This window comes from Lentzea indica, from assembly GCF_012184385.1.
GTDB classification, from domain to species: domain Bacteria; phylum Actinomycetota; class Actinomycetes; order Mycobacteriales; family Pseudonocardiaceae; genus Lentzea; species Lentzea indica.
The window spans coordinates 1-14,816 of record NZ_VSRL01000005.1 but is presented as its reverse complement, the minus strand read 5'-3'; the positions used below and the strand labels follow the sequence as shown (position 1 = coordinate 14,816).

At 68.2% G+C, this 14,816-nt stretch carries 20 protein-coding genes; 12 read left to right on the top strand and 8 right to left on the bottom strand.

Annotated elements, in window-relative coordinates; all coding sequences use genetic code 11:
- Window positions 1-47 precede the first annotated feature (47 nt).
- Window positions 48-185: a hypothetical protein gene (locus FXN61_RS02380; RefSeq protein ID WP_167969763.1), complete on the top strand. Its 138-nt coding sequence runs from the start codon at window positions 48-50 to the stop codon at window positions 183-185.
- Here FXN61_RS02380 and FXN61_RS02375 read toward each other — a convergent pair.
- The gene (locus FXN61_RS02375; protein WP_246290595.1) at window positions 182-529 is read right to left on the bottom strand and encodes a cupin domain-containing protein; all 348 of its coding nucleotides are present in this window, start codon (window positions 527-529) and stop codon (window positions 182-184) included. The two genes, FXN61_RS02380 and FXN61_RS02375, sit on opposite strands and share 4 nt — an antisense overlap.
- 79 nt (window positions 530-608) lie before the next feature.
- Here FXN61_RS02375 and FXN61_RS02370 point away from each other — a divergent pair, with 79 nt between their 5' ends.
- Window positions 609-1,058, top strand: coding sequence for a MarR family winged helix-turn-helix transcriptional regulator (locus tag FXN61_RS02370; protein ID WP_246290594.1), 450 nt, complete (start codon window positions 609-611; stop codon window positions 1,056-1,058).
- Window positions 1,059-1,061: 3 nt separating this feature from the next.
- On the opposite strand, the gene FXN61_RS02365 is transcribed toward FXN61_RS02370, so the two are convergent.
- On the bottom strand, window positions 1,062-1,640 hold the full coding sequence (locus tag FXN61_RS02365) for a TMEM165/GDT1 family protein (RefSeq protein WP_167969892.1): 579 nt from the start codon (window positions 1,638-1,640) through the stop codon (window positions 1,062-1,064).
- Window positions 1,641-1,968: 328 nt separating this feature from the next.
- Here FXN61_RS02365 and FXN61_RS02360 point away from each other — a divergent pair, with 328 nt between their 5' ends.
- From FXN61_RS02360 to FXN61_RS02345, 5 genes are all read left to right on the top strand, one after another.
- Window positions 1,969-3,423, top strand: coding sequence for a cytochrome ubiquinol oxidase subunit I (locus FXN61_RS02360; RefSeq protein WP_167969759.1), 1,455 nt, complete (start codon window positions 1,969-1,971; stop codon window positions 3,421-3,423).
- Between the two features lie 12 nt (window positions 3,424-3,435).
- The gene (cydB, locus tag FXN61_RS02355; RefSeq protein WP_167969757.1) at window positions 3,436-4,404 is read left to right on the top strand and encodes a cytochrome d ubiquinol oxidase subunit II; all 969 of its coding nucleotides are present in this window, start codon (window positions 3,436-3,438) and stop codon (window positions 4,402-4,404) included.
- Window positions 4,405-4,470: 66 nt separating this feature from the next.
- Window positions 4,471-6,651 (top strand): thiol reductant ABC exporter subunit CydD, encoded by a 2,181-nt coding sequence (gene cydD / locus FXN61_RS02350; RefSeq protein ID WP_312877501.1) that lies wholly within the window; start codon window positions 4,471-4,473, stop codon window positions 6,649-6,651.
- Window positions 6,652-6,674: 23 nt separating this feature from the next.
- A complete protein-coding gene (locus FXN61_RS51435) occupies window positions 6,675-7,397 on the top strand; it encodes an ATP-binding cassette domain-containing protein (RefSeq protein ID WP_312877500.1) in 723 nt (240 codons plus the stop codon).
- Window positions 7,398-7,402: 5 nt separating this feature from the next.
- Window positions 7,403-8,509: a GAF domain-containing sensor histidine kinase gene (locus FXN61_RS02345; RefSeq protein ID WP_167969755.1), complete on the top strand. Its 1,107-nt coding sequence runs from the start codon at window positions 7,403-7,405 to the stop codon at window positions 8,507-8,509.
- Here the strand turns inward: FXN61_RS02345 and FXN61_RS02340 are convergent.
- Window positions 8,487-9,104, bottom strand: a complete 618-nt coding sequence (locus tag FXN61_RS02340; protein WP_167969753.1) for a response regulator — start codon at window positions 9,102-9,104, stop codon at window positions 8,487-8,489. The genes FXN61_RS02345 and FXN61_RS02340 overlap by 23 nt on opposite strands.
- A 61-nt stretch (window positions 9,105-9,165) precedes the next feature.
- Between FXN61_RS02340 and FXN61_RS51430 the strand changes: the two genes are divergently transcribed.
- Together FXN61_RS51430 and FXN61_RS51425 are read left to right on the top strand one after the other, a co-directional pair.
- Window positions 9,166-9,471 carry a hypothetical protein gene (locus FXN61_RS51430; RefSeq protein WP_246290611.1) on the top strand — a complete coding sequence of 102 codons (306 nt, stop codon included), beginning with the start codon at window positions 9,166-9,168 and terminating at the stop codon, window positions 9,469-9,471.
- A complete protein-coding gene (locus tag FXN61_RS51425) occupies window positions 9,384-9,659 on the top strand; it encodes a GNAT family N-acetyltransferase (protein ID WP_246290600.1) in 276 nt (91 codons plus the stop codon). The genes FXN61_RS51430 and FXN61_RS51425 overlap by 88 nt, the downstream gene beginning before the upstream one ends.
- Window positions 9,660-9,746: 87 nt before the next feature.
- Here FXN61_RS51425 and FXN61_RS02330 read toward each other — a convergent pair whose 3' ends face one another.
- Window positions 9,747-10,265, bottom strand: coding sequence for a macro domain-containing protein (locus FXN61_RS02330; protein ID WP_167969891.1), 519 nt, complete (start codon window positions 10,263-10,265; stop codon window positions 9,747-9,749).
- A gap of 135 nt (window positions 10,266-10,400) precedes the next feature.
- Between FXN61_RS02330 and pheA the strand changes: the two genes are divergently transcribed.
- Both pheA and FXN61_RS02320 read left to right on the top strand, forming a co-directional pair.
- A complete protein-coding gene (pheA, locus tag FXN61_RS02325; RefSeq protein ID WP_167969751.1) occupies window positions 10,401-11,291 on the top strand; it encodes a prephenate dehydratase in 891 nt (296 codons plus the stop codon).
- Entirely contained in the window at window positions 11,288-11,881 is a 594-nt protein-coding gene (locus FXN61_RS02320) for a histidine phosphatase family protein (RefSeq protein WP_167969750.1), read from the top strand. Before pheA ends, FXN61_RS02320 begins: the two co-directional genes overlap by 4 nt.
- On the opposite strand, the gene FXN61_RS02315 is transcribed toward FXN61_RS02320, so the two are convergent.
- The 4 genes from FXN61_RS02315 to FXN61_RS02300 form a co-directional block, all read right to left on the bottom strand.
- Complete coding sequence (locus tag FXN61_RS02315; protein WP_167969748.1) at window positions 11,878-12,555, bottom strand: hypothetical protein; 678 nt, start codon at window positions 12,553-12,555, stop codon at window positions 11,878-11,880. The two genes, FXN61_RS02320 and FXN61_RS02315, sit on opposite strands and share 4 nt — an antisense overlap.
- Before the next feature lie 12 nt (window positions 12,556-12,567).
- Window positions 12,568-12,990, bottom strand: coding sequence for a hypothetical protein (locus tag FXN61_RS02310; RefSeq protein ID WP_167969747.1), 423 nt, complete (start codon window positions 12,988-12,990; stop codon window positions 12,568-12,570).
- A gap of 87 nt (window positions 12,991-13,077) precedes the next feature.
- Window positions 13,078-13,428: a metallopeptidase family protein gene (locus tag FXN61_RS02305; protein ID WP_167969745.1), complete on the bottom strand. Its 351-nt coding sequence runs from the start codon at window positions 13,426-13,428 to the stop codon at window positions 13,078-13,080.
- A complete protein-coding gene (locus FXN61_RS02300; RefSeq protein ID WP_167969744.1) occupies window positions 13,425-14,444 on the bottom strand; it encodes a septum formation family protein in 1,020 nt (339 codons plus the stop codon). Before FXN61_RS02300 ends, FXN61_RS02305 begins: the two co-directional genes overlap by 4 nt.
- A gap of 192 nt (window positions 14,445-14,636) precedes the next feature.
- Between FXN61_RS02300 and FXN61_RS02295 the strand changes: the two genes are divergently transcribed.
- Window positions 14,637-14,816 (top strand): hypothetical protein (locus FXN61_RS02295; RefSeq protein ID WP_188134582.1); only part of this gene is annotated, 180 nt, incomplete at its 3' end.

Below are 14,816 nucleotides of genomic sequence, written 5' to 3'. Positions count from 1 at the left end.
CTGCTGGACTGAGTTTGGCGATCACCGAATCCGCCGATCCCAGAGCCGTGACCGCACCGGACGAAGAACGCCTCGACGAGTCCCAGGAACTCATCGACGAGGCCAAGAAGATCGCCCGCGACCTCCGCGAGGAGGTCCCGGACACCAACCAGGAGCCCCCAGAAGGGGGCTCTCCCGCGAACTAGACGGACCAGGGCGGCGTGATCGTCTGCCCGTCGGCCAGCGTGCCCTTGATCCCCACCGAGGTCGCCACGAGGACCCGAGCGGGCCCACCCGTCAACGACAGTTCGGTGTTCGGCGCCACCACGATCGCGTCGCCGGCCTGAGCCGTGTGCCCCTGGATCGTCACCGACCCGGACAGCACGTAGAAGACCTCCTCCTTCGAAACGGAGTGCGGCTTCCCGTCGCCTCCTTCCGGCACGTCAACGGTCCACATCGCGATCTCGGTGCTCCCGCGAGAAGGCACGGCCAGCGGCCTGAACTCGAACCCGCCGAACTCGTGCAGCTCTGCCGAATCCCCCGTAACCAACAAGACAACCTCCAAAGTAGTCAACCAGGTTGTCCAACTATAGAATAAGGTCAACCAGGTTGTCTACTAGGGGATGCACATGGACCCGGTGCCGATGCTGCTGGCGATGACCTACCGCGCCATGGGCGACCAGTTCCACGACCGCCTCAGGCAGGTCGGCCTGGAGCCCCTCAGGCCGGCGCACGGCTACGTCTTCCGGTTCCTCAAGGCCAAGCGCGCCACGACCGTCGACATCGGACAGCACCTCGGCGTCACCAAGCAGGCTGCGGCGAAGATCGTCAACGAGCTGGACGAATGGGGCTACGTCCTCCGCGAACCCCATCCCACCGACAAACGGGCGCAGTACGTCACGCTGACCACGAAGGGTCGCGACTACCTGAAGTTCGCGGACAACCTGTGGTCAGACCTGGAGCAGGAGATGGCCGAGGCGATCGGGCAGGAAACGCTCAACACCATCAAGACCGGCCTCGCCGCGTACCTGCAGCACGTGCACGGCGAGGACCAACCAGGACTTCGCCCGGTCTGGTAGTCCTCAGAACACCTGCCACAACGCCACCACGGCGAACACCGAGAAGATCACCCCGGCCACCCGCTGAATCCAGTGCGTCGGCAACCGCCCGGCCAGCTTCCGTCCCACGAGCACGGCGAGCCCGGCCACGGCGACCAACGCCAGCCAGGCCCCGAGCCCGACCATCAACGGTGCCCCGTACCGAGCGGTGATCCCGGCGGTCGCGAGCTGCGAAGCATCGCCCCACTCCGCCGCGAACAGAACGCCGAACGACGTCAGAGCCGCTCGCCAGAACGGCACGTCAGTGCGCACCCCCGCCTCGTCCGTGGAGTCCTCGTCCCGCGAGAACCCCTCGCGCAACAACAAGAACGCACCCACGCCGAAGAGAAGAGCGACCACACCGGACACCACGCGGTCCGGTAGCAACGTGAGGGCCGAGCCGAAGGCGGCAGCCACCACGCTTTGCACGGCAAAGGCCAGAACCACGCCCGTGAACACCGGCCAGGCGCGGTAGCGCGTGGTCAGCACCAGGGTCGCGACCATGGTCTTGTCAGGGAGCTCGACGAGGAACACCACCGCGAACGCGGTGATGAACGCGAGCAATGAGGTGGCCAAGAGGTCCTCCACGTCCGAATACGAGCCCGGACGGAGGCGCAACAGACCCCGACCGGGCATGCTGCAACCCGGCCGGAGGTCTCGTTCGCCCGTACAAGACGGGTGTGGGACCGGATCCACTCGAAGGCGGATCAGTATGTCGATCACCACGCCACCGGCCGACAACTCCGATGGGAACTACTCCCCTCTGGCGGATCCATCGTAACTGACGCATGTCACCCGATAGGCGTGACTTCGCGCACGGGACCTTGGTCCCGAGCCTGGACGGGACCGTCGTACCTGATAGCGGCCATGATCGAGACCTAGTCTCAGAAACGTGGACGTACTCGAACTCGCGCGGTGGCAGTTCGGCATCACCACCGTCTACCACTTCCTGATGGTGCCGCTGACGATCGGCCTGTCCCTGCTGGTCGCCGGGATGCAGACCGCGTGGGTGCGCACGGGCAACGAGCGCTACTACAAGATGACGAAGTTCTGGGGGAAGCTCCTCCTGATCAACTTCGCCATGGGTGTCGTGACGGGCATCGTGCAGGAGTTCCAGTTCGGCATGGCCTGGAGCGCCTACTCGCGGTTCGTCGGTGACGTGTTCGGGGCGCCGCTCGCGATGGAGGGGATCGTCGCCTTCTTCGTCGAGTCGACGTTCCTCGGCCTGTGGATCTTCGGCTGGGACAAGCTGCCCAAGAAGGTCCACCTCGCCTGCGCCTGGGCGTTCAGCCTCGCCACGATGGCCAGCGCGTACTTCATCCTCGCCGCCAACTCGTGGATGCAGCACCCGGTCGGCATCGAGCTGCACGATGGCCGGCCGCGACTCACCTCGATCTGGGCGGTGCTGACGAACAACACGGTGCTCGCCGCCTTCCCGCACACCATCGCCGGTGCGTTCGCGGTGGCAGGGGCGTTCCTCGTAGGCATCGCCGCCTGGCACCTCTACAAGAAATCTGAAGAAGAACGTGTCTGGCGCAGCTCGCTCAAGCTCGGCACCTGGGTCGGCGTGGTCGCGTTCGCCGGTCTGGCGATCAGCGGCGACCTGCAGGGCAAGCTGATGTTCGAGCAGCAGCCGATGAAGATGGCCGCCGCGGAAGCGTTGTGCCACACCGAACAGCCCGCGAGCTTCTCGGTCTTCGCGTACGGCGACGTCCGCAGGCCCGACTGCGAGAACGTCAAGAGCATCACGGTGCCCGCACTGCTGAGCTTCTTGGCGCACAACGACTTCAGCAGCGAGGTCAAGGGAATCCAGGACCTGGTCCCGATGTACCAGGAGAAGTACGGCGAGTTCTACCCTGTCGACGAGCGGCTCGGCGAGCTCAGCGGCAAGCCGATCGACTACGTGCCCGCGCTTCCCGTGACCTACTGGGGCTTCCGGTTGATGATCGGGTTCGGTGGGATCTCGGCCGGCCTGGGCGTCCTGATGCTGTGGCTGACGCGCAAGAACCGGACGCCCACCGGATGGTGGTTCCCGGCTCTGGGCCTCGCAGGCATCGCGACTCCCTTCCTGGCCAACAGCTTCGGCTGGATCTTCACCGAGATGGGGCGGCAGCCGTTCGTGGTCGTGCCGAATCCGTCCGGTGTGGACGGTGTGTGGATGTTCACCGCCCAGGCGGTCAGCGCCTCGACACCCGGCGAGATCCTGACCTCGCTCATCGCGCTCACCACGGTCTACAGCGTGCTGGCTGTCGTGGAGTTCTACCTGATCCGCAAGTACGTCAGAGGCGGGATTCCCGGCGTACTGCCGCAGAAGACCGACGACGGCGCCCTGGCGTTCGCGTACTAGGGGAGAGGCGACGTGGAGACGCTCTGGTTCGTACTGATCGCCCTGCTGTGGCTGGGCTACCTGTTCCTCGAAGGGTTCGACTTCGGCGTCGGCATGCTGCTGCCCGTTCTGGGGCGCGACAACGCCGAACGCCGGGTCATGATCAACACCATCGGGCCGGTCTGGGACGGCAACGAGGTGTGGCTCATCGTCGCGATCGGTGCCACGTTCGCGGCCTTCCCCGGTTGGTACGCGGCACTGCTGAGTGCCGCGTACCTGCCACTAACCCTGTTCCTCATCGCGCTGATCGGGCGTGGGGTCGCGTTCGACTACCGCGGCAAGGTCGAGTCGGCCCGCTGGCGCAAGGCGTGGGACACCGTCATCATCGTCGGCTCGTGGACCGCCACGCTCTGCGTCGGCCTGCTGATCTCGACGACGGTGCTGGGTCTGCCGATCGACGCGAACGGTGACCGCGTCGGCTCGCCTTTCGCGGCGTTCCGGCTCGACACGATCGTCGGCGCGCTGGCGTTCGCCGGCTACGCCCTGGTGCACGGCGCCGTCTTCACTGCTCTCAAGACCGAGGGCGAGATCCGCGAACGGGCTCGCCGCGTGGCGCTCACGCTCGCGCCGGTCGCACTGCTGCCGCTCATCGCCCTGCTGGCGATCGTCGCGGGCCTCTGGGCGGGCGTGGTCGTGCTGGTCCTCGCCGCCGCGATGTGGCGGCTGCTCCTGAACCGCGACGGCCAGTCGTTCGCGCTGATGGGACTCGCGATCGCGGCGAGCGTCGCGATCCTGTTCGGCTCGCTCTACCCGAACGTCCTGCCGTCGACGTTGAACGACGCCTGGTCGCTCACGGTCGCCAACACCGCCTCCAGCCCGTACACGCTGCAGGTGATCACCTGGGTCGCCGGGTTCGGCACGCCCGCGGTGCTCGTCTACCAGGGCTGGACCTACTGGGTGTTCCGCAAGCGCATCGGCGTGCGGCACATCCCGGTGCACTGAGATGAGAAGAGGCCCGCTGGGAGCTCTGCCCCAGCTCTCCAGGAACGCAGGCGCGCCCTCGTCGGGGTGGGCGCGCTGGCGTTCCTCAACGCCCTGGTGCTCGTCGCCCAGGCCGTCGCGCTGGCGTCGGTGATCACGACTCGCGAAGGCCTCCCGCTCCTGGCCGTGGCGATCGTGGCGCGCGCAGGCCTTTCGTGGGCAACGGAAAGTGCCGCCGCCCGCGCGGCCGCCGGTGCCAAGGAAGAGCTGCGCACCCAGCTGCTGGCGAAGTCCTTCGAACGCGGCCCCGGCTGGATCGCCGACCGCGGCACTGCCGAGCTGTCGGTGCTCGCGACCAAGGGCCTCGACGCGCTCGACGCGTACTTCACCCGCTACCTGCCCGCGCTGGTCACAGCCGTGATCGTGCCGCCGCTGGTCGGCGCGTGGATCCTCTTCACGGACTGGCCGTCGGCGGTCCTGATCGCGGTCACCGTGCCGCTGATCCCGGTCTTCGCGGCCTTGATCGGCTGGTACACCGAGAAGCGCGTGCAGAAGGCTGCGGACGTCACCGAGCTCCTGTCCGCGCAGCTCCTCGAACTTCTGCGCGCTCTCCCGGTCCTGACCGTCTTCGGTCGCGCGAAGCAGCAGGCCAGTGCGGTCAAACAGATCGGCGAACAGCACCGCAAAGCCACCATGGGAACGCTGAAGATCGCGTTCCTGAGCGCCCTCGTCCTGGAGATCGCCGCTTCCCTCTCGGTCGCGCTGATCGCGGTGGGCGTAGGCGTCCGGCTCGTCCACGGCGACATGACCCTGATGACCGCGCTGGTCGTGCTGATCCTCGCGCCCGAGTGCTACCTGCCGCTTCGCGCCGCAGGTGCGGCCCACCACGCCAGCGAGGACGGCCTCGAAGCCGTGCGCCGGGTCGCCGAGGTCGTCGACCACGAGGACAGGACTCGGCCGCGAGTGCCCGGCGGTTCCGTCCACGTCGACAACCTCCGCGTCCTGCGCAGGGGCGGGTTCGCTCCGGACGGCGTCAGCTTCGACGTCCGGCCCGGCGAGATCTACCGACTCGAAGGTGCGAGCGGCGCGGGCAAGTCGACGACGTTCCAGGTGCTCCTGGGCTTCCTGGAGCCGACTGACGGCACGGCGTTCGTCGCAGGAGACATCGCTTACGTGCCGCAGAAGCCCGCGTTCGCCGCCGCCACCCCGCGCGCCGAGCTGGAGCTCACGGTTCCGGACGCGGACGACATCGAGCAGGTCGCCCACGAGGTCGTCGCGGCACATCTGCTCGACCGCCGGATCACCGATCTCTCGACCGGCGAACGCCAACGCGTCGCAGTCGCGCGCGCTCTGCTGAGGGTGCGCCACGGCGCCACGGTGCTGCTGCTCGACGAACCGACCGCGCACCTCGACCCGGTGACAAGTCGCAAAGTCGACAAAGCGATCAAGAGAGCAAGCGCCACGGCGGCAGTTGTCCTCGCCTCGCACCGCGACAAGGAAGCGACGGAAGACGAGACGTTCGCCAGGGTCGTCACCGAGGAGACGCAGCAGGAACGCCCCAAGCGCCTGCCGATCCCGTGGAAGGGCGCCGGGCTGGGCGTGCTGGCGGCCGTCGCGGGCATCGCGCTCACCGCGCTGGCCGCTCACCTGATCGCCCGCGCCGCCGAGATGCCGCCGATCCTCACGCTGTCGGTGCTGGTCGTGGGCGTGCGCACGTTCGCGCTGAGCAAGGGTGTGCTCCGCTACATCGAGCGCCTGGTCACCCACGACGAGACGTTTCGTCTCGCCACGGACCTGCGCACCAAGCTGTGGTTGAGGCTCGTGCGGACCCAACGTCGTGACGGCCTGCAGCGGCTCGTCGAGGACACCGACACCGTGCGGGACCTGGTGCCGCGCGTCCTGGTGCCACCGGTCGTGGCCGTCGGCGCGGGCATCGCGACCACGATCCTGTTCGCGTTCATCGATCCGGTTGCGGCTCTGACGCTGGCAGGACTGCTCCTCACGGCGGGACTCGCCGCCCCGGCCGTGGCCGTCTGGACCGAACGGCGGGCCAGCACCAAGCTCGCCAGGGCCGCCGCAAGGTCGCCCGCGACACGATCAACGCACTCGCCGCCGCACCGGACCTCATCGCGCACGACGCCCACCACCGCCTGCTGGCGCGCCTGCACGCCGAAGACGTCGACCTTGCCGGGGAGACCCGCAAGCAAGCGTTTGGCACGGGCGCGGCCACGGCGATCGTCCTGCTCGCGACCGGTGCGGCGGCCCTGATCTGCGCCACCACCGGCAACCCGGTGCTCGGCCTGGTCCCGCTCGCGCTCGCCGAACCGCTGGCGGCTCTGCCGTTGGCCGCTCAGCAACGCAAGGCTCTTCAGGAAGCCAGTGCGCGGCTGCAGTTCGATGCCCCGGAACGCCCGGAAGCGCCGAAGGGCAAGCGGATCAGGCTGGAGAACGTCGACGTCCGCTGGCCAGGCGCGACCGAGCCGACGCTCCACGATCTCCACCTCAACATCGAGCCCGGCATGCACGTGGCGATCGTCGGACCGTCGGGCAGCGGCAAGTCGACGTTGTTCGCGCTGCTCCTGGGCTTCCTCCAGCCCGAGCGCGGCATCGTCGAGCTGCCGCGCGCCACCTGGTGCCCGCAGGAGCCGATGCTGGTCAGCACGACCGTCCGGGAGAACCTGCGGATGTCGGGCCCGCACGACGACGAGCAGCTGCGTGACGCACTGCGCAAGGCGTGCCTGCCGGAGTGGGCCGATCGCCTGGACACGGTGATCCGGCCCGACCAGGTGTCTGGCGGCGAGGCGCAACGGCTCGCGCTGGCCAGGGCGTTGCTGCACGACGCCGACGTGGTCCTGCTCGACGAACCGACGGCGCACCTGGACGAACCGACCGCGAGGAAACTGCTGGAGCAGCTCAGGCAGGACCGCAGGACGATCTTGCACATCACCCACCGCCCGGACGAGGCGGCACGGGCGGACCTGGTGCTGGACCTCGGCACCCCCGCATACCGTTGAGGACCATGGACCCCTCCCTGGCGCGGCGCGTGCTCGTCGCGTCCACCGAGATCACGTCGGCGGCGCTGGAAGACCCGGAGAACGTGCTGCGGCTCGTGGTGGAGGCGGCTGCGGAGATCGCGGACGCCGACCTCGGGCTGGCCATGCTCGCCACGGCCGACGACGACGGCACGCTCACCGTCGAGGCGTCCAGCGGCGACCCGGTCGTCGCCACGCTCAGCCCGCGCAGCGCCGCAGCGAAGGCCGCGCGCACCGGGGTCCCGGTGATGGCCGACGACGTGACGAACGACCCGCGCACGGCCCCGTACGTGCCGCAGGCGTTGCGGAGCTACGGGCCGTTCGCGGTGGCGCCGTTCGGCACGTCGGACCGCAAGATCGGTGCGCTCGCGGTCTACCGGCGGCGGGACAAGCCGCCGTTCACGCAGGAGACGGTGGACGTGCTGTCGGCGTTCGCGGCTCAGGCCGGCCTCGCCGTCGTGCTGTCCGAGGGCTTCACCGCACGGCAGCGCGTCGCGGTCTACGAGGAGCGCGAGCGCATCGCCCGCGACCTCCACGACGTGATCATCCAGCGGCTCTACGGCGCCGGCGTGCAGCTCAACCTGCTGGAACGGCGTCTGGGCAAGAAACTCGACGCGTCCCAGCGCGCCAGGATCTCCGAGGCCGTCGAGCTCGTCGACGAGACGATCGCCGAGGTCCGCGCGACCGTCCGCAAGCTGCGCAACACCGACCCCGCTGACTCCACCGACCTGCACGACTCGATCAAGGCCGAGGTCCGCACGGCCGGCGAGCTGCTCGGATTTTCGCCGCGCCTGCACGTGGCCGGCGACCTGGCGAACGTGCCGCGCAAGCACGCCGACGACGCACGGGCGGCGCTGCGAGAGGCGCTGTCGAACGTCGTGCGGCACTCAGGCGCGACGCACGTCCAGATCGACGTACGGCGTGACGAGAAGCATCTGCTGCTGCGTGTCGCGGACAACGGGTGCGGCATCCCGTCCGGCGTGACTCAGCGCGGATTGCGGCATCTCGCTGAACGGGCGAAGGCCGCGAGTGGCGATTTCCGCGTCGTGAGTTCGCCGAACGGGACGACGCTCACCTGGTCCGTCCCCGTTTAGCCACCCATGCGGCGGCTTGCGTGCGGCGTTCCATGCCGAGTTTCGCGAGCACGGACGTGACGTAGTTCTTCACGGTCTTCTCCGCGAGGAAGAGCCGTTCACCGATTTGGCGGTTCGTCAGGCCCTCGCCGATCAGCTCCAGCACGCGCTGTTCCTGATCGGTGAGGCCGACAGGGGCCGGGTTGCGCATCCGTTCGAGCACGCGGGCCGTCGTGGCGGGGTCCAGAAGGGACCGTCCAGCCGCGACTTCGCGCACGGCCGTGACGACGTCCTGGCCGCGGACCTGCTTGAGCAGATAGCCGGACGCACCGGCCATGATGGCCCCGACCAATGCTTCCTCGTCGTCGAACGCTGTCAACACCAGGCAACGGATGCCGAGGTCCCTCAGCGACCGGCAGAGGTCGACGCCGCTGCCGTCGGGCAGCTGAACGTCCACGACGGCGACGTCGGGCGGGTTCGATCCGGCTCGGGTCACCGCCTCGTCGACGGATCCGGCCTCGGCGACGACCGAGATGTCCGCCTCGTCGTCCAACATCTCGCGCAACCCTCTGCGCACGACCTCGTGGTCGTCCACCAACAAAACTCGCACTGGCACGAATCCACCGTACGTCGAATGGCTGTTCACGAGCGTGACTCAAATTGGCACAGTCTTTGTCATGGCAGAAGGCTCGGTACGGCCGATCGAGGAAGCAGATCGCATAGTTGTCGCCCGATTGGTTCTCGAGCTATGGGGAGCACACACCGCCGTCGCGCACGGCGAGGTGTTCTTCCCCGCGAGTCTGCCGGGCTTCCTCGTGGAGAAGCAGGGGCAGGTCTTGGGCCTGCTGACCTACGCGGTGGCGAACCACCAGTTGGAGATCGTGACGATCGCGCGCTGCGGCGTGGCCGCGGCGTCGGCACCGCGCTGGTCGACGCCGCGGTTCGCCAGGCGCGCACACTCGGCTGCAATCGGGTGCGTCTGACGACCACCAACGACAACCTCGACGCGGTCCGCTTCTACCAGCGGCGGGGGTTCAAGCTGTCGGCGTTGAGACCGGACGCAGTGCGGGAAGCACGGAAGCTCAAGCCCGAGATCCCCGCGGTTGGGGATTACGGCATCCCCATCACAGATGAGCTCGACCTGGAACGATGGGTCGCGCCCCGGCAGTAGTCCACAGGTGTCCACACCTCTGTCCACAGGGTTGTGCACAACCTCGTGGCGTGGCCCAGAATGGTGGCTGGGTTCTGGGCCACGCCACTAGACGTGCAGGGGGTTGAAGGCTTCGTCCCACGCGGCCGCGACCTGATGCGCGCAAACGGACGGCGCGACGCCTCCCACCCCGGTGCCGAGCCCCGGCATCGCGATGGTGTGGACGGCGTCGCGCACCGGCGTGCCGTCCTCCAGCCGACCCTCGAGCCAGAGCCGCAGAACGGCCCGCGCCGCCAGGTACGGATGGACGGTGTCGATCGGCAGCCGCTCGCCGGGCCGCCGCATGGTCGGCGCGCTGATCAGCCAGGCCGGCTCGGTCTCGCCGGTGGCCACGATCTGCGCGTCGCCCACCGGCAGCTCACCGCCGTGCAGCGCGAGGACCGCACTGCGGACGTTGTTCTCGACCTGTGGGAACGCCGTGGCGTAGACGGCGTCGATGCCGCCGCGCATCCAGCCCTGCGAGTTGGCGGGGCTGACGATGGCCTGCGCGTGGATGTCCAGCACGGACCCGCGATGCACCCGCACCTCGGGGCGTCCGTCCGCGACGGCGAGCCAAGCGTTCGCCATCGGTTCGTCGACCGCGCACAACACGAGTTCAGGCGCTAGAGCGGGCACGCCTCAAGCATTCCAGTTCGAACGGTCCTGACGGAACCCAGGTTTGGCCGCTGACACAGGCGTGATTCTCGCCTCTAGGCTGACCTGATGCCGCGCATTGCGTACTTCGGACCACAGGGGACCTTCACCGAGCAGGCCGCACTGCGGTTCGAGGGCGAGCTCGTCCCGGCGGACACGATTCAGCTCGCGATCGCCGCGCTGCGCAAGGGCGAAACCGAGTTCGCGTGCGTGCCGATCGAGAACTCCGTCGAGGGCGCCGTGCCCGCGACGCTCGACGCTCTCGTGCGCGACGAGCCCGTCGTCGCGGTGGCCGAGACCGTGCTGGACGTCCGGTTCAGCGTCCTGGTCCGGCCGGGCACCACTGAGATCAAGACGATCGCATCGCATCCGCACGCGCTGGCCCAGGTCCGCGAGTGGATCGCCGCCGAGCTGCCCGGCGCCACCTCGATCGCGACCTCGTCCACCGCCGCTGCCGCCGCCGCCGTAGAACGCGGCGAGTTCGACGCGGCCGTGACCGCTCCGGTGGCGATCAACCACTACGCACTGGAGGAGTTCGCCGTCGACGTGCTGGACGTGGCCGACGCGCGCACGCGGTTCCTCCTGCTGCGCCAGCCGGGTCAGCTGCCTGAGCCGACCGGAGCAGACCGCACCAGCGTCGTGGTGACCACCCCGGACCGCATGGGCGTCCTGTCGGAGCTGCTCACCGAGCTGGCGTTGCGTGGCATCAATCTCACCGGCCTCGAATCGCGCCCCACGAAGGGCAAACTGGGGGAGTACCGCTTCTACATCGACGTCGAGGGGCACATCGCAGAACCGAGGATCGGTGACGCGCTGGCCGCGCTGCACCGACACTCGCGCGAGATCCGGTTCCTCGGGTCCTTCCCGAAGGCCGACCACGGGCCCGTTGAGGCTCACAACGACGAGTTCGCCGCAGCAGCCGCCTGGGTCGATGCTGTCAGAAAGGGCGAGCGCGGGTGAGATTGCTGCTGGTCAGGCACGGTGAGACGGCGTCGAACATCGAACGCAAACTGGACACGGCCATGCCGGGTCCCCCGCTCACCGAGCTGGGCCAGAAGCAGGCCCGCGAGCTGGCCGACTCCCTCGCCGCCGAGGACATCGCCGCCGTCTACGCCAGCATCGGCCTGCGCGCCCAGCAGACCGCCGCTCCCACCGCCGAACGCTTCGGGCTGCCCGTGCAGATCTTGGAGGGCGTCCACGAGATCCAGGTCGGTTCGCTCGAGGGTCGCAACGACACCGAGGCCTACAAGACCTACCTGGACACCGTGATCAAGTGGGCAGAGGGCTCCTTGGACGTGCCGTTTCCCGGAGGTGGTGAGACCGGGCAGCAGGTGCTGGACCGGTTCCTGGGCGCCGTCGACTCCATCCGGCAGGACGGCACGGTCATGGTCGTGACCCATGGCGGCGCCGGGCGGATGGGCGCGCTGGCGCTGGCGTCGAACATTCCGGTCGAGCTGGCCGAGAACCTGCTGCCGAACACCGGTGTCGTGGTGCTGGAGTCCGAGGGTGACGGCTGGGTGTGCCGGTCGTGGGCCGGCGTGGAGATCTAGGCGGGCGGGCTGCGCAGCCACGCGGTGCACTCGGCGTTCCAACCGGCCAGACACGCGGCTCCGAACGGGGTGTCACGGACGACGCCCTCGATTCTCGCGAGGCCGCGCGCGGTGAGATGAACGGCGTCGAGGTCGGCTGCCGCTGCCACCCAGTCGACGTGTGCATTTCCTTCGGCGGTACGCGGGTATCGCGTCACGAGGGTCACGTAGTCCTGGATGTCGTCCAGGTGATGAACGCATACCCGATGCGGGTCGAATTTCACGTCGACGAGTTCGCGTGCCCCGCCCTGTTCGAAGATGGACCAGCCGTTCGATCCGTCGGGGAGATGGGACGAGGTCCACAGCGCACCCTGTGGTTTCTGCCCGATGATCGAGCGCGGATCGCCGTTCGTCACGTTCACGGCCCGAGGAGTGCTGCCGGGGTCTCGATAATGCGCCTGCGGTGACCCGAGCCTCACGTCGGCGAACCACCCTGAATTCATCCGTGCGTTGATGCGTTCCGCGGCAGCGTTGTTCCACAAGTGCTCATGAACAGAACTCTCTCCGGCGACAACGGACGCGGCAAGAGCGATTTCCGCGTACAGCTCGGAATCCGACCACGCGTCGACACGCGCCGGATCATCCGCGAACCTGCTGACCAGTTCGCGCATGACCGGCGTCGCGTCTACCTGCATCTCGGCGTGTACCTACGGGCAGTTGCTCACAGTCACGCGACCGGAGTCCTTCTCAAGGAGAGTGGACTGCTCGTTCTTGTCGACCACCGCGTACTTGGCGTGCGCGCTCATGACCATGCCGTTCCGGCACTGGCCCCAGCTCGCGTTGAGCCGGAAGAACTTCGCTGAGCCGCTCGGATTGCCGTTCTCAGCGAAGCCGACCCGCTGTGCGACCGGTGTGTGCGTGAAGAGCTCGATGGTGATGCCCATGTAGTTCTTCTCGTTGTTGCACCGAATCGTCGCTGCCGCATTCGTCGTGCCGCGCACGTGGTGCGACGCGTGCGGGTTGTCGAGCTGGAAAACGCAGTCCTCGTTCGCGGCCTGCGCCGCGGGTGCGGTCGCCAGTGCGCTCGCACTCATCAAACACGCGGCGACGAACGCCAAACTCTTCTTCATCTGTCCCCCAGGACTTCTCACGCGGCGGTTGCCGCTGCCCAGGTACTATTGCACAGAGTAAACGTATCGTGACGGGAATTCCGCGAACTAGCCCCAGCCGAGCTCGTGCAGCCTCGCGTCGTCCACTCCGAAGTGGTGGGCGATTTCGTGCACCACGGTGATGATCACTTCCTCCACGACGTCCTCCTCGGAGTCGCAGATGTCGAGGATCGCCTCGCGGTAGATGAAGATGTGGTCGGGCAGGGTGCCGCCGTAGTCGGTGTTCCGCTCGGTCAGCGCGATCCCCTGGTAGAGCCCGAGCAGCGACGGCTCAGAAGGGTTGCGGTCCTCGACGAGCACCACGACGTTGTTCATCGCGTGCATGAACTCGGGCGGGATCAGGTCCAGTGCCTCTTCGACCAGCTCGTCGAAGCGCGCGCGGGTCATCTCGACGGTCATCGGTTCTCTGACGTCGTGGTGGGCTTGCCGGACTCGGAGGACTTGTCGGGCCTGCCGGACTCTGAGGGCTTGCCGGACTCGGAAGGCTTGCCGGACTCGGAGTGCAGCGGGGCGCCCGTCGGTTCGTCCTGGGGCTTGACCGACGTGGTCTGCGGCGGGTTCGAGGTGGTCAGCGGTGCGCCGTTGGGGTTGCGGACGCTGTCCTTCCACGCCACCAGGTTCTCGCCCTGGGGGACGGCGCCGACCTTGCAGTTCGCCTTGCGGGAGCCGACGGCCCAGCTCTTCTCCGAACGGGTGTCCCAGGTGACGAGCAGGCCTCTCGCCTTGAGGTCCGCGCCGCCGGTGTACTCGGCGGCGATCGCCGCGCACTTCTCCGACATGATCGCGTCCTGCTTCTCGGGCGCGAGGAACTCGCCCTCGGGGTGCTGGACGACGCCGATGATCTCGAACGCGTGCGGCTGGGCGCACTCGACGGGGTCGCCCACCGTGTTCTTCTCACCGAGCGCGACGCACACGCCGGGGTCGTAGACGTTCGACTGGTCCTGGGTCTTGGCGCTGCCGAACGACGGCAGGGCGGCGCCGGAAGGTGCGGCGACCTGCAGGCCGCAGCGGAGCTGGCGGTAGCCCTCCGACCAGCGGTGCTCGTCCGGGTTCAACGTGCTGACGCCGTACTTGCCTTCCGGGTCCAGCTTGCCGGACATGTAGGTGGTGGCCGCCTGGGCGCACTGCTCCTGGGCGATCTTCTCCCACGCCTCCGCGTTCGGGAACGGCGCTTCCTTCGGGTACGCGCCGGTGATGTCCGCGATGCCCGTGACCTCGAACTTGTGGGCCGCCGAGCAGTCGACCTTCTTCGCGTCGGAGAGGTCGGCCTTCGTCCAGTCCAGGCATTCGCCGGCCACGGCCTCGTAGGAGGCGTTGACCAGCTCGCGCTTGGTGCCCAGCGGGCCTCCTGCCAGCACGGACGTGAACGCGGACAACATCAACAGCACGAACGCGCCCACGAACGCGCCGACCATCACAAGCCGCGTGTCGCGGATGTGACCTGATCGACTCAACCAACCGGCGCTCGGAGACATCTCATCCATGATGCCCGTGCCGTGTGAGACGGCTGTGCGCCGGGTTCGGTCGAGTGTTGCTATTAGGACACTCGTCACTGAATCGGCCATGCTTCAGCCGCGTCGCTAGGTACCTTGCCCGCGGGAGTGGTGATGACTGACAACAACCTGCCAGGACCTGGCCAGCCGACGCCGCAGTCGGGACAGCCCGGCCAGCCGCAACAGCCGTACCAGCAACTGCCGCCGCAGGTGCCGGTGCCCCAGCCTGGGCCCCACCAGCAGCCGGGAGGGCCGCCCGCGAAGGGGCGCGTGCGCCAGCAGCAGGCCGGCAAG

Coding starts and splice junctions, on each gene's coding strand:
- pheA (WP_167969751.1), top strand. CDS start 10,401: ATGCCGCGCATTGCGTACTTCGGACCACAGGGGACCTTCACCGAGCAG.
- FXN61_RS02345 (WP_167969755.1), top strand. CDS start 7,403: ATGGACCCCTCCCTGGCGCGGCGCGTGCTCGTCGCGTCCACCGAGATC.
- FXN61_RS02305 (WP_167969745.1), bottom strand. CDS start 13,428: ATGACCGTCGAGATGACCCGCGCGCGCTTCGACGAGCTGGTCGAAGAG.
- FXN61_RS02330 (WP_167969891.1), bottom strand. CDS start 10,265: ATGGCGAACGCTTGGCTCGCCGTCGCGGACGGACGCCCCGAGGTGCGG.
- FXN61_RS02300 (WP_167969744.1), bottom strand. CDS start 14,444: ATGGTCGGCGCGTTCGTGGGCGCGTTCGTGCTGTTGATGTTGTCCGCG.
- FXN61_RS02315 (WP_167969748.1), bottom strand. CDS start 12,555: ATGCAGGTAGACGCGACGCCGGTCATGCGCGAACTGGTCAGCAGGTTC.
- FXN61_RS51430 (WP_246290611.1), top strand. CDS start 9,166: ATGGCAGAAGGCTCGGTACGGCCGATCGAGGAAGCAGATCGCATAGTT.
- FXN61_RS02310 (WP_167969747.1), bottom strand. CDS start 12,990: ATGAAGAAGAGTTTGGCGTTCGTCGCCGCGTGTTTGATGAGTGCGAGC.
- FXN61_RS02370 (WP_246290594.1), top strand. CDS start 609: ATGGACCCGGTGCCGATGCTGCTGGCGATGACCTACCGCGCCATGGGC.